The sequence below is a fragment of the Paeniclostridium hominis genome, assembly GCF_014306135.1.
Lineage (GTDB): Bacteria > Bacillota > Clostridia > Peptostreptococcales > Peptostreptococcaceae > Paraclostridium > Paraclostridium hominis.
The window spans coordinates 1425172-1444933 of record NZ_JACRWD010000001.1; the positions used below are offsets into that span (position 1 = coordinate 1425172).

Here is a 19762-nt window from a genome sequence, read left to right on the forward strand (position 1 = left end):
AATGCAATTATTTGGTATTGTCGTCATTTTGTTAAATAATAAAAAAGATAAGCAAAAATGTTTTATTTTGCTTATCTCTTTGAAACTAATTATTTAATATATTAACAAGTTTAATCAATTTTTCCTCATCAATTTCCCCAAAAGGACTTTTATCTACTCTAACTGCTGTTCCAAAATGAAAATCTGTATTTTGAGTTAGCTCTTTTATATTTCTTATATTATCAAAATTTAAGCCTCCTCCTAATAAAACTTTTATGTGCTTAGAGTTTTTTTTCATCTGATTTATTTTATCTATATTATCAGCTATATTTCCTTTTCCTGCTGACGTTAATACATTAGTTATTCCATTATATTTATTTAATATATTAATAGACTTAATCACATCAGTTTCATCTATAGCTCTATGATATGTAACATCTAATCCTTTAGCTGCTTCTAGTAATGTTATAAGTTGATCCTCTCTTATGTTATTGTTACTATCTAGCATTCCAAATACAACACCATTAGCACCTATTTCTTTTACTTTTTCTATATCCCTTACCATTATACTTATATCTTCATCACTATAAACAAAACTCTTAGCATGATGTCTTATCATAACATTAACAGGTATATTTACCTTGTTAACTACAGCTTCTATAAGTCCAAAACTTGGTGTTAATCCACCTTCTGTTAATGCACTTACAAGTTCAATTCTATCTGCTCCACATTTTTCTATAGCTATTGCATCCTCTACACTCATCCCTATAATTTCTAACATTTGTCCTCCTTAGCTAACTCATAAATAGCATTTGCAAATATTTTAGCATTTAATATTATATCATCTATATCCATATATTCATCATGATTATGTGCTATACCCTTTTGCCCAGGAAATGAAGGACCAAAAGGAACTATATTCGGCATAACTTTAGCATAAGTTCCACCACTTGTAGTCGTTGGCGTTCCATCTAATCCTGTAACTCTTTCATATGCAAGTTGTAAACTTTTAACTAAATGTGAATCTTTATCAAAGTTTACTGGATTAAAGTTTCTCTCTATATTTAAAACTATATTAAAGTCTAATACTTTTTTTATAGCATCTGTTATATAATCTATCTTGCAAGTCATAGGGTATCTAACCCCAAAGCTAAAAGTTATTTCTTCATTATTGCATTTTAACTCATAAGGAGCTAAATATAACTTTCCAGTTAATTTATCTTCAAAATTTATACCTAATTTTTCTCCATAATACTCATTGTAGAAGTATTTATCTATAAATTTGAAGAAATTATTTAATTCTTCATCATTTATAAAGTTCTCTTCTAATAAATATTTAATAACATTAGTTATAGCATTTTCTCCAACTTGCGGTGCATTAGCTGGAGCTTGCTTCCCATAAGCGCTTATAGTTATAGTTTCACTATTTATTTTTATATCTATTTTGTCGCTTATCTTTATAGTATCATTTTCTATACTAGTTCTATCTTCTAAATAGCATATAATATCTTCATGTATATATATCTTTGGTATATCTATATTACAATTATCTGGTATCACGTTAGCCCTAAAATCGCCATACACGTTTATACCAGATAAATTAATTTTCTTTTTTATATTTAATCTTCCTATACCTCTTTCACCATACACTACAGGGTATTTACAATCTGGAGTAAATCCCATTATAGGTGGTTTTTCTTTACTTAAGTAATATGGTATATCATTAAATCCTGTTTCTTCATTAGTTCCAAAAATTATTCTAACTTTTTTATCTAGCTTAATATTAGAATTAGCTATTGCTTTTAATCCATACAAAGCACTTATTATAGGTCCTTTATTGTCTAATACACCTCTACCATAAATTTTTCCGTTGTCTATTTCTCCCCCATATGGCTCATACTTCCAACCACTACCTTCTGGTACTACATCTAGATGTCCAACTACTGCTACGTAATCTTCACCTTCTCCAAATTCAGCATATCCCATGTATCCATCAATATTTTTAGTTTTAAATCCTAGTTTTTGTGATATTTCAAGTGCTTTGTCTAATGCTTTTCCAACATTTTTTCCAAAAGGGAAACCATCTAGCGGTTCCCCTTCAACACTAGGTATTTTTACCATATCTACAATATCATTTAACAAGTCATTTTTTAATTCATCTATTTGATTATTTAAGATATCCATAAAATTTCCCCAATTCTTATTTATTCTATAGGTGCTATAATTCTAGCAGCATATGCATCTAACCACTCTTTTGATGCTACTTCGTGCACACTCTTACCATCTATTCTATTACTTACATAAACTGTAGGTTCATGATCTTTTGTAGCTACTGAAAAACTAAAGTTTGGTATATTAGTAGCTACTCCCCATTCACCTTTATTATTCATTGCAACTAGTGATAAATCTCCTGCTTTACCTCTTCTTTTTATAAGAAGTTCATCCAATTCGTTAACAGCTTTATCGCAAGCTTGTTGCGGAGTTAACCCTTCTTTCATAAGCCTAACTATTTCATATGATATACAACCTTTCATAAGATCTTCCCCAAGACCTGTAGCAGTTGCTCCACCTATCTCACTATCAACGTAAAATCCAGAACCTGATAATGGAGAATCTCCTACTCTACCACTTTTTTTCATAAATAATCCACTAGTAGAAGTTGCTGCACACATTTTACCATTACCATCTAATGTAACCATACCTACAGTATCATGCCCTACATATGGACTTAGTCCTTGTTCTAAAGTTTCTTTTTTTCTTTTATTGTAGTGTTGTTTAGCTCTATCAGTTAACATATTTTTTCTTTCAAATCCATTTTTATGAGCATATTCCTCTGCTCCAGTTCCTACTAAAAAACAATTTACTTTTTCATCACTTAATTTTCTAGCTATTGATATAGGATTTGCAAAATCTCTTATCCCAGCTACTGCACCTATTGAAAGAGTATCTCCATCCATGTATGCAGCATCTAATTCTACTTCACAGTTTTCATTAGGAAGCCCACCATAGCCTACAGACTTATAAAACGGAAAATCTTCTACTCTTTTAATAGCAAGTTCTATAGCATCTCCTGCTTCCATTCCTTCATTTAATTTTTCTGAGCTTTCTGTTATTCCTTCTATTGCCATTCTCCAAGTAGCTATTATTCCCCACATATATCTTTCCTCCATATTTTACTTATATTTTAATTTTTATTTTAATTTTTGTTTTAATACTTATTTTTAATAAAAGCCTTGGTTTCCCAAGGCTTTATTTTTAGAAGCAAACTTCTTGTCTTAATGTAGATATATCTTCATTCTCAGCAAGTTTTTTCGCCATTTGGCAAATATTTTTTAAGGATTCATTAAGTCCTATACCACCTTTTTTAGGTGTCTTAACTATTAATATTTCATCTTTATATTTTTCTAAAATTTCAGTATTTTCAACAGACATTGCAGCAAAAGCTTTTATATCAGTATTATCATTTATACTTTTAGCTACTATAGCTGACATTTTAGCAAAGTTTTCATAGTTAAATGCTGGTCCACAAACTACTACATCTGGATTTATTTTTTTTACCATGGCAACCATTTTAGAAGTTACTTCTTCTTGGTTATTTATAAAATATTCATCCCCACAATAAAGACTTGCTACAACTTTTGAATCAACTTCTTTTAGATAAGATTCCATCATTACTCCTGGTCCTAATGGAGTCTTTTTCCCACCTGGTGGTATATTTGCTTTTTCTTTACCACCAGCACCAGCTTGTATTTGATCTAATATAAGAACTATTTTAGTCATATTAGTTATCTCCTAAATTAAAATTCTAAATCTTCAAATGATAAATCATCTTCTTCTTCAACATTATTTTGTTCTTCAGATAAATATTGTTTATCTAACATTTTTATAAATGGCATATACATAAAACATCCCACTATTAAAAGCAATACTTGAAGTACTGATGCTTGCCATCCACTTACTAAGAATCCGCTAAATATTATTGGAGTTGTCCAAGGTATTTGAACACCATTAGTTAATGGTACCAATCCATTATCCATACAGAAGTAAGTAACTATCTGGTTAAACATAGGAACAAACATAAATGGTATTAATAATATTGGATTTAACATTATAGGTAAACCAAATATTATAGGTTCATTTATACCAAATACTCCAGGTAAGAAAGATAACTTAGCTAATTCTTTTATACGCTTACTTTTACATACAAGTAGCATTACAATTAATAAAGAAAGTGTACTTCCTCCACCTCCAAAAGTTGCAAACATATCTTGGAACTGTCCAGTTATTATGTTAGGTATTTCTTTTCCAGCTTGGAAAGCCTCTAAGTTTTCAGCTGATAATAACTTTAATATTGGATTATAAACTGCACCAACAACACTTGATCCATTTATTCCAAAGAACCAGAATAAGTGTAAGAATATGTAAGATATTACTGTAGCCGTTAAAGTATTTCCTAACTTTAACAATGGCATTTGTAAAAACTTATATATAAATTCATGTATATTTCCATATGGAGTTAACTCGAATCCAGTTTTTATTGAAAAGAATATTATCATTATTATAGCACTTGGTATTAATGCAGCGAATGACTTAGAAACAGTTGGAGGAACTCCCTCTGGCATTTTTATAGTCCAACCCCTATTAACTACCCATTGGAATATAGCAACTGATACGAAAGAAGTTATCATTCCAACAAACATACCCTTAGATCCCATCCATCCTAATGGTATTCCACCTACTTCATATACAACGTCCATACCTTCTGGAGTATAAGGTATTTTAAATGGTGTTATTATGAAAAATGCAACTAATGCAACTGCAGCTGCTTGTATAGCATCTGCTTTAATTTGTTTAGCAAACGAAAAAGCTATTCCTATAATTGCAAGAATAGTCATTACATCAAATGTAGATGCTGTTACATGAGCTAATCCACTTGCCCAATTTTCTCCGAAAAACTTTGCCCAAAACTCATTCCATCCTGGTATTGGAAAGTTTGCTATTAGTAAGAAAAACGACCCTACTATTAGTAGTGGAGATGACACTAAAAATCCATCTCTTATTGCTACTAGATACTTATTCTTACCGATTTTTTCGGCCATAGGCATAAGCATCTTTTCTAAAGTTGACATAAACTTATTCATGTTTACCCCCTAATGTAATATGTAATTTTATATAAAAGAAGCTAATAAATAATAATTAATTTAAATTAGCTTCTTTAATATCAACTTTGATTTTGCCCCTTAAACTCCCTTAGTCATAAAATATTAAAACCTATTACTTAGCTTGACGAGCTTTTATCATTTTTATAGCCGTTTTTAAAACCTTTTCCCCATTCATAGAACCATAATCTACACTATTTATAACATCTACCGGAGTTTTTTCGTTAAATTTAGCTTGAACTTCTTTTAACATAAATTTAACTTGTGGTCCAAGTAATATGCAATCTGGATTTTTTTGTTCTACTATTTTATCTATTTCAGAATATGGAAATGCTTCTACCTCTATTGGTAAATTATGTTGATTTGCAACATTTTGCATTTTACTCGCTAATAAGCTTGTTGACATACCTGCACTACAGAATAAATATATTTTTTTGTTCATTTTAATTTCCTCCTAAAAACCTATATATTTTAATTATTTTTTAAGCCTATTTCTTTTCTTAAATCTATAATTTCTTTTACTAAATTTCTTTCACTTAAACAAGTCATTAAATGATCTTGAGAATGTATTAAAAGTATACTTATCTCTATATTTTTCCCCTCTGAATCTTTATTGATTAAACTCGTTTGTATTTTTTGTGCTGCTAATATTTCTTCATTTGCACTTTCCATGTATTCATCACATTTTTTAAAATCATTCTTTTTAGCATAATGTAATGCTTCATATATATGTGATTTAGCATTTCCAGCATGAATTATAACCTTTAGTATTTTATCTTGATAATCCATATTTTCACCCCTTACTTAAGGTTTTATTTTGTTAACGTTTTCTTTAACTATATTTTACATTATATTTTAAAAAAAAGAAACAGTAAATTGTATTTTTTTAAAAATTTTTACAATTTATTTTAATTTTATGTTTTATTTTATTTATTATAGTTTTTTCAATGTTCATATGACTTATTTTTACATTAGAGGGCTACGATTATATATATAATAACTTATTTTATGCTTATGTTTTAAATAATTTAATTATTCATATATATTTTTAAAATTAGTTTCAAATAAAATGCAAATTGCATATATGTATAATGATAGGATAAGACTATTAAATAAATTAATATGGAGTGTTTTAAATGCATAAAAATTGTGACTGTAATTATTGTAAACCTAGTAAATGTAAATCTAAGTACTATTATTTAGATTATTGTAATGAAGATGAGTATACAAAACCTTCTAAACCTATGTATACTTATTATCCATGTGAACTAGATTTGTATAAAAATTTAGTAAATTGCATCGGAAGAACACTTGGTTTTAAATTATCATGTAGTGATTGTATATTAAGACTTAAAATAATGAAAATAACACCTTGTAGTGTATATGGAATGACTTCTTCTGGTAAAGGTCCTATATGCGTAAAATTATCAGCTATAGATTACGTTGATTTTGGTAAAGAAGTATATATTAATCCATTATGTAATATAAATACTTTAGAAATATTAACGTTACCTGGAGCTCAAGGTCCTAAAGGTGAAAAAGGCGAAGCTGGTCCTCAAGGTCCTAAAGGCGAAAAAGGCGAAGCTGGTCCTCAAGGTCCTAAAGGCGAAAAAGGTGAAGCTGGTTCCAAAGGTCCTAAAGGTGAAAAAGGCGAAGCTGGTTCTCAAGGTCCTAAAGGCGAAAAAGGCGAAACTGGTTCTCAAGGTCCTAAAGGCGAAAAAGGTGAAGCTGGTTCTCAAGGCCCTAAAGGTGAAAAAGGCGAAGCTGGTTCCAAAGGCCCTAAAGGCGAAAAAGGCGAAGCTGGTTCCAAAGGTCCTAAAGGTGAAAAAGGCGAAGCTGGTTCCAAAGGTGAAAAAGGTGAAGCTGGCTCCAAAGGCCCTAAAGGTGAAATGGGAGTAGCTCCTAGTAAAGTAAAGCCTGTTCCTTATGCTCCTGGTAAAAAAACACCTTATAATAAATAAAAAATAAGAGCGCTAGTATTAGCGCTCTTATTTTTTATTTATTAACCTAATTTTTTAGATATAAATTCATACATATCTACAAACTCTTTAGCTAATTGTAAAAAGTTCATAGTTGTCATTAAATGATCTTGAGAATGAACTAAAACAACCCCCATTTCAGTTTTTTCTCCAGTAGCTTCAGCTTGTATTAACTCTGTTTGGAATCTATGTGCCTTATTTAAAGTTTCACTAGCCTCTTTTAAAAGTTCTCTAGCCTTTTCAAAATTACCTTCTTTAGCTTCGGCTAATGCTTCATGTGCAGTGCTCTTTGCATCTCCTGCATGACCTATTATTCCAAATGATATTTCAAATATTTTTTCATTCATATTTTACTACCTTCACTTTCCCCTATATTTCTATAATTAGTTATTTTTATATCATTACTTTCAAAAAACTTTTTAAGCTCCTCTGAAGTTAAAATCTCATGCTCTTTAGTTCTCTCAATTGAGTAAGAAGTTGATTTTGATAAAAATGCATCTACAAATGCTGGATGACTCATAACATCTACAACTTTATATTGTTTAATTTCATCGATATGTTTTTCAAAGTAATCGGCTTCTACATTTTTACTATAAAAACTTCCTAACATAGGAACTATTTTGTCATATTTAAGCTCATACTCAAATCCACCTCTTATAGGTAAATCATATTTTTTTAATATCTTCTCTATTACTGGTCTAAACTCTTCTAATGTATGTACATGGTGATGACTATCTAAATGAGTTATTTTTATTCCTGCATTTATAGCCTTATCTATTTGTGCACAAAATTCATTATATAGTTCATCTAAATCAAATTCATTAGCTTTTTCTTTAGTTATCCTTTTAAAGAAAAATCCATTTTCATCCACTAAAGTCTTATGAGTATTTAAAACAGGTTTATAACAACTTAAAGTCATATGTACTCCACATCCAAGCTCTTTATTTTCCTTTAAAAGTTCTACTGCTTGATTAAACCCTGGCATCCCTGCCATTATTGTACAAGAATTTATAACCCCATTTTTATGTGCAGATATTATACCTTGATTTACACCTTCGCAATATCCAAAGTCATCTGCATTTATTATTAATTTAGTCATTAGCTGCACCTGCCTTTAGTTGTTCTATTTTTTCTTCAAATTGAGGCAAATATCTTTCATGTGCTATTAACATTTCATTCATAATAGTCTCAGCTAATTCATCGCTTGTAACAAGTGGATTTATAGAAAGAGCTTGTATTGAAATATCATAATCCCCTAAAACAGCAGCTTTAGCTGTTAAAATTTCAAATGATTTTATTTGATTTAAAAGCCCAATAGTTCCTACTGGCATTTCCCCTATAGCTAATGGCATAGGACCTTCTTTAGTTATAACTGAACTTATTTCTACTGCATGATTATAACCTATATTTTTTATAGCACCTTTATTTAAAGTATTTACAACTTGTATATCTTTTTTATCGTTGTATATAGAATTTATTAAATTACAAGCTGCGTCACTGTAGTATGCTCCACCTCTTTTTTCTAGTTGTGGTGGCTTTATATCTAAGTTTTCATCTTTGTATAATTCAAACAAATCTTCCTCTAATGCTTTAACAACTTCTGCACGAGTTTGACCTTTAGCAAATTCATTTAATTCGTGTTCTAGCATATCCTTAGTCTTATAGTAATATCTATGATATGGACAAGGTATAGCTCCTAGTGATTTTATAAATCTTGGATTAAAAGGTGCTGTTGATTTTATATTTCTCATACTCATTTCAGAATTTGCAAATTTTTCTATAGCTTCTTCAGTTATATCTACTCCATTTAAACAAGCCTTAACTCCATATACCATATGATTAAGTCCTGCAAATGTAACATCTAAATCTTCTTTTTCAACTCCTAAAGCTTCTGCAACTCCTGCTTTTACCCCTATAGGTACATTACAAAGCCCTATAAATCTTTTGAAGTTAGTATGAGTAAATACCATCTCAGTTATTATTCCTGCTGGGTTTGTAAAGTTTATTAACCAAGCATTTGGACAAAGTTCTTCTATATCTTTTATTATATCTAATATTACTGGAACTGTTCTTAAAGCTTTAAAAAATCCTCCAGGACCATTAGTTTCTTGCCCTATAATTCCATGTGATAGTGGTATTCTTTCATCTTTAATTCTAGCATCTAGTAGTCCTACTCTTAACTGAGTAGTTACAAAATCTGCATCTACTAAAGCTTTTCTTCTATCTAACGTTGTATGTATAGTCATATCTATGCCAGCTTTTTTTACCATTCTTTTTGCTAGATTTCCGACTATCTCTAATTTTTCTTCCCCATCTTTAATATCGACTAGCCATAATTCCTTTACAGGTAACTCATTATGTCTTTTTATAAAACCTTCAACAAGCTCTGGTGTATAGCTAGATCCTCCACCAATTGTAACAATCTTTAATCCTTTTTCCATTATATCCATAGGTGTAAAATACACCTTCCCCCTCTCCCTAAGTTAAGTAAAACGTTTACATACTTAAAATATCATTTTTCGCCATAGAAAGCAATATATATTTTAAATTTTATTTTTAATTTTATTTTATATTTCATTTATATAATTTAACTTTAAGCCAAGTAAAATTTATATCAATTTTCGCTTTCTTATTTTCCTAATACATACTTATCTTTATCGATACAATATTTTTCGTATAAAAGATTAGGATTTTCTATAATTTTAGTTTTATTTATTCTAGTTAATTTTTTTAAAAAGCATTCTAGTTTCATAGCTTCACTTTTAGTTTTACTTGTCCAATATATCTCTAATTTTTTAAATCCATTAGCTCTAGTATATTTAGAATTTATACCCTTTTTATGTTCTTCCATTCTTCTTTTTATATCACTTGTGTACCCTATATAATATGTTTCATTTTTACAAGTTATTATATATGTGTAATACATAAAATCCTCCAAAAAATAAATCAGGCAGCTAAAAGCTGCCTAATTTTAATATTTAACAGAATATAAATATAATCCTTTAGCTGGTGCAGTGTCTGAAGCTTTACTTCTATCCTTAGCTTCTAACATAACTTTAATATCTTCGGGTGTTTTTTTATGTAAACCTACATCTATTAATGCACCTACTATTATTCTAACCATGTTGTATAAAAAACCATTACCTTCTACATATATATCTATTACATCTTTATTTTTATTAATATTTATACTGTGAATATTACGTACATTTGATTTTTTCTTTGACTTTGAAGATGCAAAACTAGTAAAATCATGTTCTCCTATTAGGCACTCACTAGCTTTTTTCATTAACTCTATATCTAATTGCTTGTCTATGTGAGTACTGTATTTCCTAAGAAATACGTCATGATGTTTAGCATTATTTATTTTATATAAATATACTTTTTGTTTAGCATTATATCTAGAATGAAACCTGTCACTAACTTCTTTAACTTCTTTTACAACAATATCTTCTGGCAAGTATTTATATAAGTAATCACTTATTTTTTCTACTGAGATAGTAGAACTAGTTTTAAAATTAGCCACTTGATTGTAAGCATGAACTCCCATATCAGTTCTTCCTGAACCTATTATCTCTATATGTTCATCAAGCATTTTGCTAAGCACAGATTCTATTTTTCCTTGTATAGTGTTTTCATTATCCTTAAGTCTTTGAAATCCTTTATATCTTGAACCATCATATTCTATGATTAGTTTTATATTTCTCATATTAATCCTCTTTCTACACAGACTCTACTAGTATATTTTTAAGTGTAAATGTAATACATGTACCTTCACCTTTTTTACTTTCTATATTCATTTCTCCATCATGAAGTTTTACTATTTCATTACTTATAGCAAGTCCTAATCCGCTTCCTGCTTTGTTATAATTTTCTTGGAAAAATTTATCTAATACTTTTTCTAAGTTATGTTCTTCTATTCCTTCTCCATTGTCTATAACTTGTATAATTGTATATTCTTCATTTTGATCTACAATAACTTTTACATAACCTTGCATATCAGTAAACTTTAAAGAGTTTTGAACTAAGTTTATAAGAACTTGTCTTAATCTATTTTTATCTCCTTGTATCATTTTCATATTATTATTTGCAAATTCGTAAGTTAAAGATATATTTTGTTCATTTGCTTTAACTTTAAGTTGATTAACAACACTATTAGCTAATGAACATACATCTACCATATCTATTTGTAACTTAATTCTATCTGATGATAATCTTGAGAAATCTAAAAGTTCTTCAACAAGTTTTATAAGCCTTTCTGTTTCATCTTGTATAATACCTAGACCTAAATCCAATTCTTCTTTTCCAATACCTTCATATCCCAATGTTTCACTCCATCCCTTTATAGATGTTAAAGGTGTTCTAAGTTCATGAGAAATTGAAGATATAAACTCCTCTTTTAACTTTTCACTTTTATCAATTTCCTTTGCCATATGCTCAAAAGTTTCTGCTAGCTCACCAATTTCATCATCAATTATAGCTCTTGGTTTTAATTTTATATTATAGTTACCATGTGCTAATTCATTAGCAAATTTTTTAAGCTCACTTAAAGGATCTATTAATGTATATGCAAATTTTAAACTTATAGAGATGGCTATTAATAGTATAAATATACCTGCTAATATAAGCCCTAAAATTATTTTAAATATAGTATTATCTATCTCATTAAGTGATACAGTATATCTTACTATTCCTTCTATTTGATTGTTAAACTTTAAAGGAACAGATATGCTCATTACATGTTCTCCAGTACTTTTTGTTCTATAAGTAGTTGTTGTTATATTATTTTTAAGTGCTTGATCCACATCTTCATAATGAGCTTTTTGATTGCTTCTAAATCCATATTGATCTATTATTATATTTTTATCTTTATTTATTATCTCTACAGCCATTTCTGAGTTTGTATTTATATCTTTTTTCTCAAATATATTATTTATTTTTTGCTCAAAGGAAATATCACCCATATAGTATCTACTATATAAATCTTCAATAGTTTTAGCTTGATGCCTAAGAGTTTGTCTTACAGAATCATAGTAATAATTTTGAGCATAAAATATAAATAACCCTTCAAATAAAGTTACTGTAATTATTATTATTATAAAGTAATTTTTTATTATCTTTTTCCTAAGTCCTTCAAAGTGTATCACTACTCATTTTCCTTTCTCCAGCAGTAACCATATCCCCAAACAGTTTGTATAAATTTAGGTTTTGATGGATCATCTTCTATTTTGTTTCTTATTCTTCTTATATTTACATCAACTATTTTAAAATCATATAAATAGTTAGTTCCCCATACTTCATCTAGTATTTGATCTCTACTTAGAGATTGCTTTTCATTAGTTATTAAAAATTTCACTATAGAAAATTCTGTTGGAGTTAATTCTATCTCTACATTATTTTTAATCAACTTTCTTTTTTCTAAATCTAATACAAATGGTCCACTTTCCATTACACTTTTGTTTTTACTATTTGCTTCTCTATTTATTCTTCTTGAAAGTGCACTTACTCTCATAAGTAATTCTTTTATACTAAAAGGCTTAACCATGTAATCATCAGCCCCAGATATAAATCCTTCTATTTTATCTTCTTCTTGAGATTTAGCTGTAAGCATTATTATACCAACTGAATCAAAATTAGTTCTTATATATTTACATACTTCTATTCCGCTCATATCAGGCAACATTACATCAAGTAAAGCTATAGATATATTTTTTTCATTAGATATTTTATCTATGGCTTCTTGTCCAGTTCCTGCTTCTATTACTTCATATCCTTCTCTTTTTAAGTTAATACTTACAAAACTTCTTATACCTATTTCATCTTCTAAAACTAATATTTTTTCACTCATAATACTTCCTCCCTCTAAATTAATAAATTTCTAAGAAATATGATTTTAAAGCATCATTAGATATATCTAATTTATCTAAAATCCCTTGATTATTAACTAATAACATAAATGATTCATTTTCATTTTCACGTATTATAAATCCAGTATTATTTGTGTTTGTATTTGTACTTGAATGGCTATTGTTATCTATTTTATTTTTTACTACTTTAACTATAGTAAATAATTTTATAGGTTCTTTTTGTTTTTCATCATAATAAAGAAATTCAAAGTAAGTTTTATTATCTTTGATATTTTCTTCTACATATACTTTATCTGCTAAACTATTTGGTAAAAATAACTTAAAATTATTTACATAATTGTAATAAATTTGACTTATAAATATAAGTTTTGAATTTTCTTTTGATTTTCCATTCCAATCGTACCAACTAACATTAGATGACAATTTTTTATTATATCCTTTTGTATTATTGTTTATTATTGGTATATCAACTATTCCATCATCATTTATATCTTGTACAGGCATATAATATGGATTTTTAGTTTTTATATCTTTTTCATCAAAAGCTTTTAATAGTTTATTATCATCTAAATATAATATTTGAGTGATATATGAATCATTTCCTGTAAATGGTTTTGTGCTTACAACAATTCCTTTTTTATCTTTACTAACTTTTTTTATATCTATATAGGTATTATCTAAACTCTTAACATCATTAATTAAAGCAAAATCTTTAAGTTTTATATATTTATCAAAATACGTTACACTAACTGCCATCTCATGTGTTTGTGGATTAAAACTTGTTATTATTATGTATGGTTTTTTGTCATTATCTAAATCTTTTACTTTTATTTTCATCTCACTGTATTCATTGTAATTTTTTATCCAACTTGGATCAAACGTACTTAATCTAGTGATTTTATTATTTTTAAACCTACATATTTCCAATTTAGTTTTATTCCCTTTTTTAGTAAATAAAATTATTTCTTTATAACCATCATTATCTAAATCATAGAAATTAGCATACTCTATACTATCACCATTAACTAAATATTCATCAGTTTTTGAGTAACTACTATTTTGACTATCGTTTAAAATATCAAATCCAACTTTATTATTTCCTTCATCTACATCTTCATATTTTTTAAATACAACTAATTCTTTTGAACCATTATTATCTAAGTCAACACTATTTATAATTGATACTTCAGAAGAATTTTTAGGTAGTAAAGTAGTTGCATCTTTTTCCAATTCAGCATTTATTTTATCATATAATTTTTTTTGTTGCTCATCATATATAGGCTTTTTTATTAACTGTTCTGGAGATTCTGTACTAGTACATCCTACATTAAATAATCCAGCACACAAAACTACTACAATTAATTTAAATAACTTCATTTATTTCCCCTCTCTGTTTCTCAAATAAGCTTTAAACCTCTCTATGTTTTCAAGTTCCTTAGCCTCAACTTCTTTGGTTATATTGCCTCTACCCAATCTATCAGCTGTTGATAAAATTGCTATTTCTTTGTAATCTGTATCTCTTATCATATCTTTATAACTAAAAAATGGTAAATTTTTATCAAAAAATAATGGCTGCATATGATACCTAACTAATTTAGATACCTTATATTTAAAATCTTCATCATCAGTTAACTTGTCCAATATTAACTTTGAAGCTTTTTCACCTTCAACATCATGATTATAAGAAGTAATTCTTCCTTTTCTAATCCTTGTAGTTGTAAGTTTTCCAATATCATGAAGTAATGCTCCCCACATAAGTACAAGCTTATCACTAGAATTCTTTTTAAGTTTTGAAGCATTATCAACTACCATTAAAACATGATTTAATACATTTCCTTCAGGGTGATATTTTGGATTTTGATCTATATTTTCAAGCATTGATAGCTTGTCTATAAGCTCAATATCATAAATTTTATTTGATATTATGTTTTTTATATATATAGATGGTTTTTCATCTTCTATTAAATGACTACTAATTTCTTTTAAAATTAATTCTTTATTCATTAAATCCACATCCTTAAATTTAATAAGCTTTTAAAATAAGGGCTTAGGTATAACTAAGCCCTTATTTTAATTTATTCTTCAGAGTTATTTATTTCTTCCAAAGTTTCTTCTTCTTTAATATTTGCTATTTGCTCACTTCTTATAACATCATTATCTTTATGATTTTTAGAAGAATTAGTGGACTTTTTTGATTTTGGGAATAAATTCATATTCAATTTTATTCCACCTTTTTTAGTCTTATTTTTAGAATTTTTTTTCATTCCATAGTTTTCTTTTTCTCTTTCAGGAACTAAATCATTTAATACAATTTCAACCTCTTTATCTTCTTTATCTATAATTTCATTTAATATAACATCTTCATTTGGTACAACTTCTTCGTTAGAAGTTTCTTTTATTTTATTTTTGTTTTTAGTTTTATTAACTCTTTTTCTAGGTTGAACCTTTTTACTTTTTTTTGATGATATTCTCATATATATCTCCCCCTAAAATTTATTTATACATTATATGTATATTTCAGAGGGCTTGTAATTATTTGTTATTATTTATATATTTTGGTGGCTTAGGTCCTATATATTGGTATATATAAGTTTTTAATCTACCATTATATAGTTTTCTTTTCTTAGTAGCTTTTTTATTAAAAGCATTTTCAAAGTCTTCATATGAAGTTACCATATAATAAGACCAAGTTTTAAGTTCTTTAAATGCATATCCTAAATCTTTATATAACTTTTTAACAGTTTGTTTATCTTCAAGTCTTTCTCCATAAGGAGGGTTAGTTATTATAAATCCAAACTTTTCTTCACTTTCAAAGTTTTTAGCATTAAACACCTTAAACTCTACATAATCTTCAACTCCAGCAAGCTCTGCATTTTTTCTTGCTATCATTACAGCTTCTTTGTCTATATCATAACCGTAGATTTTAAAGTCTGTATCTGTGTTCATTTTATCAAAGGCTTCTTTTCTTACATCCCACCATATCTTTTTATCCATAGTAGTCCACTTTTCAGCTATAAACTCACGATTTAACCCTGGTGCCATATTAAGTCCAAGCATAGCAGCTTCTATAACTATAGTTCCAGAACCACACATAGGGTCTACTAATATTCTACCTGGTTGCCATGGTGTTAATTGTACCATAGCTGATGCCATAGTCTCTCTTAATGGTGCTTTAGTTGATACTTCTCTATAACCTCTTTTATGAAGAGCCATTCCACTAGTATCTATTGCTAATGTTACTATATCTTTGTGAATAAATACTTGTATTGGATATTTTTCTTTAGTTTCTGGCAGCATACCATCTTCTTGATAACTTATTTTTAAGCTTTCAACTACAGCCTTTTTAACTATCGCTTGTATATCTGGTGTAGAAAAAAGTTTAGATTTTATTGATGATGCTTTAGATACAGGAAATTCTCCACCATATGGAATATATTTTGACCAGTTTATAGCTTTAGTATTTTCAAATAAGTCATTGAAAGTCTTAGCTTCAAACTCAGCAACTTTTAAAAGTACTCTCTCAGCTGTTCTTAACCATATGTTAGACATAGCTATACCTTTTTCATCAGTTTTGTATGTTATTCTACCATCTTCTGTTTTTATTATTTCATATCCTAAATTTGTTATCTCATTTTTAAGTATTTTTTCTATGCCGAAAAAACACGGTGTTATTAATGTATAATTTTTCATGCTTCCTCCTAATGCTTGATTCCTTCATTCATGCTACCCATACGATAGCCTAATAAGTCTAAGGATACATATTTAAATCCTATCTCTTTTAACTTATTATGTGTATTTTTTAGTAACTCTTTATCAAAAAATTTATGTATCTCATTTTCTTCAACTTCTATTCTTGCTAGATCATTATGTGTTCTTACCCTGAACTGTTTAAAACCTAAATCTTGTAAATATTCTTCGCTTTTTTCTATCATTCTAAGCTTATCATTTGTTATAGTTTCTCCATAAGGTATTCTAGTGGCTAAACATGCAAATGCAGGCTTATTAAATGTAGGTACATTTAATTCTTTTGATAGGATTCTTATATCTTCTTTAGTTAATAAGCTATCCTTTAAAAGACTTTTTATATCTAATTCTTCTAAAGCCTTAAGTCCTGGTCTATAGTCTCCTAAATCATCTAAGTTCGTTCCATCTAAAACGTAATTTATATTACTCTCTTTTGCTATATTTTTTATATTTGTAAAAATGGCTTTTTTACAGTAATAGCATCTCTTTTCATCATTATCTATAAACTCTTTAATATCAAAATTATCAATTTCTAAAACTATATGTTTAACACCCAAAGCCTTTGTATAAGCCTTAGCTTCTTCTATTTCTCTATTTGAATGCATCATAGCATGTATTGTTACAGCTATACATTTATCTCCTAGTGTATCATGTGCTACTTTTAATAAAAAAGTACTATCTACTCCTCCTGAAAATGCAATTATAACACTTTCAAGTTCTTTAAGTTTATCTTTTAATACCTCTAGCTTGTTTGAAGTATTCATTCCCATACACTCTCCCATTTTATAGTACCTTTAATTATATACAATATATACTTTTTAATCAAATATTTTAGAAGATGTGTCGATATTGTAATAATTTGTTTTTATTTGAGTTTTTTACTATCATGTTATATTATAAATTTATTAGGGGGGATAATATGACTATTAAGTTAAAACATTTAGAAAATTTACTTAGGTGTAATAAAAACATTAAGATTGGGTTTATAGAAGATACTAATATTTTAGAAATTAAGAATTTATCTACGATTATTTTAAATCTAGAACTTTCTAATAATAGTTTAGAAGATAATGCAAAAATTATTTACGATGCTATTACTAATTTAGAAGGCATTACTTTATACATACCGAAAATTTATATACCTTAAATATACTTATTGTCAACACATTTTATAAAGTAATTCATATTATAATTTTTCATAAAACATAAAAAAGAACTCTAATATAGAGTTCTTTTTTATAATTATTTATTTAAAAGTTTTTCTTTCCATTCTTCTTCTTTAAATCCTATAAGTACATTTTTCCCATCAAATGCTATAGGTCTTTTTATAAGCATTCCATCACTTGCTAGTATTTCTAAAAGCTTATCATCACTTTCAGTCTTAACTACATCTTTAAGACCTAACTCTCTATATTTTACTCCACTTGTATTAAAGAATTTTTTTAGTTCATATGTACCAGCTTTGTACATAGTTTCTAATTCTTCTTTACTTGGAGGATTTTTTACAATTTCTATTTCCTCAAAGTCTATATTATTTTCATTAAGCCAAGCCTTGGCCTTTCTAACTGTTGATCATCTAGAATATCCATAAAATTTTAGCATATTTACCACTTTCCTTTACTGTCTTTTTTATATTATTACACATATTTAGAAAGTTTAAAACATTTTTTAAATAAATCTAATTTTATTCATTCCAAGGCACTACCTCAACTTCACCATACCATCTTTCTTTTAATCGATTTGAATACTCACCCTTATAGTTAATTATGTACAATACTGCTAGTTCTACATATCTTGTTCCTATTTGAAGTATATTCCACATATCTTCAACCGTTAAGTTAGCTCTTTTCGTTTTTCTAGTAGGATGAACTATTTTATTCCTAAAATATGTAAATATATCTATTCCATCATCAAATTTATTTTTAATATAGTCATTAAATTCATTTAATTCTTCTTTTCCATTATATATATTACATATTTTTAGTAATAATCTTATATTATCTGATGCAGTATTTTGTTCAAACTCTATGTCACTTAAAACTTTTGATTTTTCAACAACTACAACATAAGAAAGTGTTTCAAGTGCTATTTGTATTGAAACAACATTGTTTTCTATACTAATATTATCTAGAGATTCTATATACCAGTCTATAACATGTTTAAGTGCTGGTCCATAGTAAGAATCATGTAATTTTCTACACATTAAATTTATATATTTTTCTATATTATGATGATTAGCTATTGTATCAGCCCAAGTTGGAACATATTTAAATGGAGTTACTATAGATTCTTTCCATAACCTAAAATTGTTCTTTCCATCTTTATATCCTCTAACTAAACATATACCTACGTATCTGCCAGCTAAAAAGCTAAGTGCATCAGTTATTTCATCTAATAATTTAAATATATATGTTGATTTAAATGGCTTATTGTCTTTTCTCTTTATTCTTCCAATATGAGTTATTATACTTCCATTTTTAAACCTTAATTCTTCGTATAATTCCTTTCTATAGTCATATCGTTTGTCTATAGTTATTTCATATCCACTAACTTCAAATTCTATTCTTCCAGCAAATAACTTATCTAAAGACTTTATTAATTTCCCTTGTTTCTTATCAAAATTTACAATATGAAAATCTACATAATCTACATATCTATTTTTGGATTTTATTAAACCACTACTTACATATCCATCTATATAATTTTTATTTATACTATTTATAGTTGCATGAATAGGTTGATATCCATGTACTTCTAAAATTCCTTCTAAAAATTCATCTTTGAAAGGTTCTAAATCTTTGCTTTTATAATCTAGTATTTTAGCTTCAAAATTTATACATACGGGAGAACTAATTTTATAGTAGATCCGGCCCTTACATTTATATAGCTTGTCTAGGTAAATGCAAAAATTTCCTTCATGAATAACTATATCCTCATCAATACCATAATCTAGGTACGGTGAGGATATAGCTTCTCTTACTACCTTCATTTTTAGCCCACCTTTATTTAAACATAGTTGTCTTAATATTATAAC

At 27.7% G+C, this 19762-nt stretch carries 23 protein-coding genes; 2 read left to right on the plus strand and 21 right to left on the minus strand.

Features of this window, described 5'->3' with window-relative positions; all coding sequences use genetic code 11:
* Positions 1-85 precede the first annotated feature (85 nt).
* The 7 genes from H8891_RS06805 to H8891_RS06835 form a co-directional block, all read right to left on the minus strand.
* On the minus strand, positions 86-760 hold the full coding sequence (locus tag H8891_RS06805) for a copper homeostasis protein CutC (RefSeq protein ID WP_187005752.1): 675 nt from the start codon (positions 758-760) through the stop codon (positions 86-88).
* Complete coding sequence (gene pepV / locus H8891_RS06810; protein ID WP_187005753.1) at positions 754-2163, minus strand: dipeptidase PepV; 1410 nt, start codon at positions 2161-2163, stop codon at positions 754-756. Before pepV ends, H8891_RS06805 begins: the two co-directional genes overlap by 7 nt.
* Before the next feature lie 20 nt (positions 2164-2183).
* Complete coding sequence (locus H8891_RS06815; protein ID WP_187005754.1) at positions 2184-3134, minus strand: N(4)-(beta-N-acetylglucosaminyl)-L-asparaginase; 951 nt, start codon at positions 3132-3134, stop codon at positions 2184-2186.
* A gap of 100 nt (positions 3135-3234) precedes the next feature.
* On the minus strand, positions 3235-3759 hold the full coding sequence (locus H8891_RS06820) for a GrdB-related putative oxidoreductase (protein ID WP_187005755.1): 525 nt from the start codon (positions 3757-3759) through the stop codon (positions 3235-3237).
* A gap of 17 nt (positions 3760-3776) precedes the next feature.
* Positions 3777-5120, minus strand: a complete 1344-nt coding sequence (gene celB / locus H8891_RS06825; protein WP_187005756.1) for a PTS cellobiose transporter subunit IIC — start codon at positions 5118-5120, stop codon at positions 3777-3779.
* Between the two features lie 133 nt (positions 5121-5253).
* Positions 5254-5580: a PTS sugar transporter subunit IIB gene (locus H8891_RS06830; RefSeq protein ID WP_147543879.1), complete on the minus strand. Its 327-nt coding sequence runs from the start codon at positions 5578-5580 to the stop codon at positions 5254-5256.
* Positions 5581-5609: 29 nt separating this feature from the next.
* Complete coding sequence (locus H8891_RS06835) at positions 5610-5927, minus strand: PTS lactose/cellobiose transporter subunit IIA (protein WP_147543878.1); 318 nt, start codon at positions 5925-5927, stop codon at positions 5610-5612.
* Between the two features lie 347 nt (positions 5928-6274).
* Here H8891_RS06835 and H8891_RS06840 point away from each other — a divergent pair, with 347 nt between their 5' ends.
* Entirely contained in the window at positions 6275-7099 is an 825-nt protein-coding gene (locus H8891_RS06840) for a collagen-like domain-containing protein (RefSeq protein WP_207723566.1), read from the plus strand.
* 41 nt (positions 7100-7140) lie between these two features.
* Here H8891_RS06840 and H8891_RS06845 read toward each other — a convergent pair whose 3' ends face one another.
* From H8891_RS06845 to larE, 12 genes are all read right to left on the minus strand, one after another.
* Positions 7141-7464 (minus strand): PTS lactose/cellobiose transporter subunit IIA, encoded by a 324-nt coding sequence (locus H8891_RS06845; RefSeq protein ID WP_187005757.1) that lies wholly within the window; start codon positions 7462-7464, stop codon positions 7141-7143.
* Positions 7461-8216: a chitin disaccharide deacetylase gene (chbG, locus tag H8891_RS06850; protein WP_147543876.1), complete on the minus strand. Its 756-nt coding sequence runs from the start codon at positions 8214-8216 to the stop codon at positions 7461-7463. Before chbG ends, H8891_RS06845 begins: the two co-directional genes overlap by 4 nt.
* Positions 8209-9558, minus strand: a complete 1350-nt coding sequence (locus H8891_RS06855; protein ID WP_187005990.1) for a 6-phospho-beta-glucosidase — start codon at positions 9556-9558, stop codon at positions 8209-8211. The genes chbG and H8891_RS06855 overlap by 8 nt, the downstream gene beginning before the upstream one ends.
* Positions 9559-9746: 188 nt before the next feature.
* Positions 9747-10043 carry a GIY-YIG nuclease family protein gene (locus tag H8891_RS06860; RefSeq protein ID WP_187005758.1) on the minus strand — a complete coding sequence of 99 codons (297 nt, stop codon included), beginning with the start codon at positions 10041-10043 and terminating at the stop codon, positions 9747-9749.
* Between the two features lie 45 nt (positions 10044-10088).
* Positions 10089-10826, minus strand: a complete 738-nt coding sequence (gene truA / locus H8891_RS06865) for a tRNA pseudouridine(38-40) synthase TruA (protein ID WP_187005759.1) — start codon at positions 10824-10826, stop codon at positions 10089-10091.
* Positions 10827-10839: 13 nt separating this feature from the next.
* The gene (locus tag H8891_RS06870) at positions 10840-12264 is read right to left on the minus strand and encodes an ATP-binding protein (RefSeq protein ID WP_187005760.1); all 1425 of its coding nucleotides are present in this window, start codon (positions 12262-12264) and stop codon (positions 10840-10842) included.
* Complete coding sequence (gene walR, locus H8891_RS06875; protein ID WP_147543872.1) at positions 12264-12965, minus strand: cell wall metabolism DNA-binding response regulator WalR; 702 nt, start codon at positions 12963-12965, stop codon at positions 12264-12266. The genes H8891_RS06870 and walR overlap by 1 nt, the downstream gene beginning before the upstream one ends.
* Before the next feature lie 19 nt (positions 12966-12984).
* The gene (locus H8891_RS06880; protein WP_187005761.1) at positions 12985-14361 is read right to left on the minus strand and encodes a hypothetical protein; all 1377 of its coding nucleotides are present in this window, start codon (positions 14359-14361) and stop codon (positions 12985-12987) included.
* Positions 14362-14988: an HD domain-containing protein gene (locus H8891_RS06885; protein WP_187005762.1), complete on the minus strand. Its 627-nt coding sequence runs from the start codon at positions 14986-14988 to the stop codon at positions 14362-14364.
* Positions 14989-15059: 71 nt separating this feature from the next.
* Complete coding sequence (locus H8891_RS06890; RefSeq protein ID WP_147543869.1) at positions 15060-15458, minus strand: hypothetical protein; 399 nt, start codon at positions 15456-15458, stop codon at positions 15060-15062.
* 58 nt (positions 15459-15516) lie between these two features.
* Positions 15517-16674, minus strand: coding sequence for a THUMP domain-containing class I SAM-dependent RNA methyltransferase (locus H8891_RS06895; RefSeq protein WP_187005763.1), 1158 nt, complete (start codon positions 16672-16674; stop codon positions 15517-15519).
* 8 nt (positions 16675-16682) lie between these two features.
* On the minus strand, positions 16683-17492 hold the full coding sequence (gene larE, locus H8891_RS06900; RefSeq protein ID WP_187005991.1) for an ATP-dependent sacrificial sulfur transferase LarE: 810 nt from the start codon (positions 17490-17492) through the stop codon (positions 16683-16685).
* A 155-nt stretch (positions 17493-17647) separates the two neighbouring features.
* On the opposite strand from larE, the gene H8891_RS06905 reads away from it, so the two are divergent.
* Positions 17648-17875 (plus strand): hypothetical protein, encoded by a 228-nt coding sequence (locus tag H8891_RS06905; RefSeq protein WP_147543867.1) that lies wholly within the window; start codon positions 17648-17650, stop codon positions 17873-17875.
* A 95-nt stretch (positions 17876-17970) separates the two neighbouring features.
* Here the strand turns inward: H8891_RS06905 and H8891_RS06910 are convergent, their stop codons facing one another.
* Positions 17971-18330, minus strand: coding sequence for a Spx/MgsR family RNA polymerase-binding regulatory protein (locus H8891_RS06910; protein ID WP_147543866.1), 360 nt, complete (start codon positions 18328-18330; stop codon positions 17971-17973).
* A gap of 82 nt (positions 18331-18412) precedes the next feature.
* Positions 18413-19717 (minus strand): hypothetical protein, encoded by a 1305-nt coding sequence (locus H8891_RS06915; RefSeq protein ID WP_187005764.1) that lies wholly within the window; start codon positions 19715-19717, stop codon positions 18413-18415.
* Positions 19718-19762 lie beyond the last annotated feature (45 nt).

What these genes read in the sequence shown, in the direction of transcription:
- H8891_RS06840 (WP_207723566.1), top strand. Translation starts at nt 6,275, where the DNA reads ATGCATAAAAATTGTGACTGTAATTATTGTAAACCTAGTAAATGTAAA.
- H8891_RS06880 (WP_187005761.1), bottom strand. Translation starts at nt 14,361, where the DNA reads ATGAAGTTATTTAAATTAATTGTAGTAGTTTTGTGTGCTGGATTATTT.
- H8891_RS06860 (WP_187005758.1), bottom strand. Translation starts at nt 10,043, where the DNA reads ATGTATTACACATATATAATAACTTGTAAAAATGAAACATATTATATA.
- H8891_RS06835 (WP_147543878.1), bottom strand. Translation starts at nt 5,927, where the DNA reads ATGGATTATCAAGATAAAATACTAAAGGTTATAATTCATGCTGGAAAT.
- truA (WP_187005759.1), bottom strand. Translation starts at nt 10,826, where the DNA reads ATGAGAAATATAAAACTAATCATAGAATATGATGGTTCAAGATATAAA.
- H8891_RS06805 (WP_187005752.1), bottom strand. Translation starts at nt 760, where the DNA reads ATGTTAGAAATTATAGGGATGAGTGTAGAGGATGCAATAGCTATAGAA.
- H8891_RS06830 (WP_147543879.1), bottom strand. Translation starts at nt 5,580, where the DNA reads ATGAACAAAAAAATATATTTATTCTGTAGTGCAGGTATGTCAACAAGC.
- H8891_RS06820 (WP_187005755.1), bottom strand. Translation starts at nt 3,759, where the DNA reads ATGACTAAAATAGTTCTTATATTAGATCAAATACAAGCTGGTGCTGGT.
- H8891_RS06915 (WP_187005764.1), bottom strand. Translation starts at nt 19,717, where the DNA reads ATGAAGGTAGTAAGAGAAGCTATATCCTCACCGTACCTAGATTATGGT.
- chbG (WP_147543876.1), bottom strand. Translation starts at nt 8,216, where the DNA reads ATGACTAAATTAATAATAAATGCAGATGACTTTGGATATTGCGAAGGT.
- walR (WP_147543872.1), bottom strand. Translation starts at nt 12,965, where the DNA reads ATGAGTGAAAAAATATTAGTTTTAGAAGATGAAATAGGTATAAGAAGT.
- H8891_RS06815 (WP_187005754.1), bottom strand. Translation starts at nt 3,134, where the DNA reads ATGTGGGGAATAATAGCTACTTGGAGAATGGCAATAGAAGGAATAACA.
- celB (WP_187005756.1), bottom strand. Translation starts at nt 5,120, where the DNA reads ATGAATAAGTTTATGTCAACTTTAGAAAAGATGCTTATGCCTATGGCC.
- H8891_RS06855 (WP_187005990.1), bottom strand. Translation starts at nt 9,558, where the DNA reads ATGGAAAAAGGATTAAAGATTGTTACAATTGGTGGAGGATCTAGCTAT.
- H8891_RS06905 (WP_147543867.1), top strand. Translation starts at nt 17,648, where the DNA reads ATGACTATTAAGTTAAAACATTTAGAAAATTTACTTAGGTGTAATAAA.
- larE (WP_187005991.1), bottom strand. Translation starts at nt 17,492, where the DNA reads ATGAATACTTCAAACAAGCTAGAGGTATTAAAAGATAAACTTAAAGAA.
- pepV (WP_187005753.1), bottom strand. Translation starts at nt 2,163, where the DNA reads ATGGATATCTTAAATAATCAAATAGATGAATTAAAAAATGACTTGTTA.
- H8891_RS06885 (WP_187005762.1), bottom strand. Translation starts at nt 14,988, where the DNA reads ATGAATAAAGAATTAATTTTAAAAGAAATTAGTAGTCATTTAATAGAA.
- H8891_RS06845 (WP_187005757.1), bottom strand. Translation starts at nt 7,464, where the DNA reads ATGAATGAAAAAATATTTGAAATATCATTTGGAATAATAGGTCATGCA.
- H8891_RS06895 (WP_187005763.1), bottom strand. Translation starts at nt 16,674, where the DNA reads ATGAAAAATTATACATTAATAACACCGTGTTTTTTCGGCATAGAAAAA.
- H8891_RS06890 (WP_147543869.1), bottom strand. Translation starts at nt 15,458, where the DNA reads ATGAGAATATCATCAAAAAAAAGTAAAAAGGTTCAACCTAGAAAAAGA.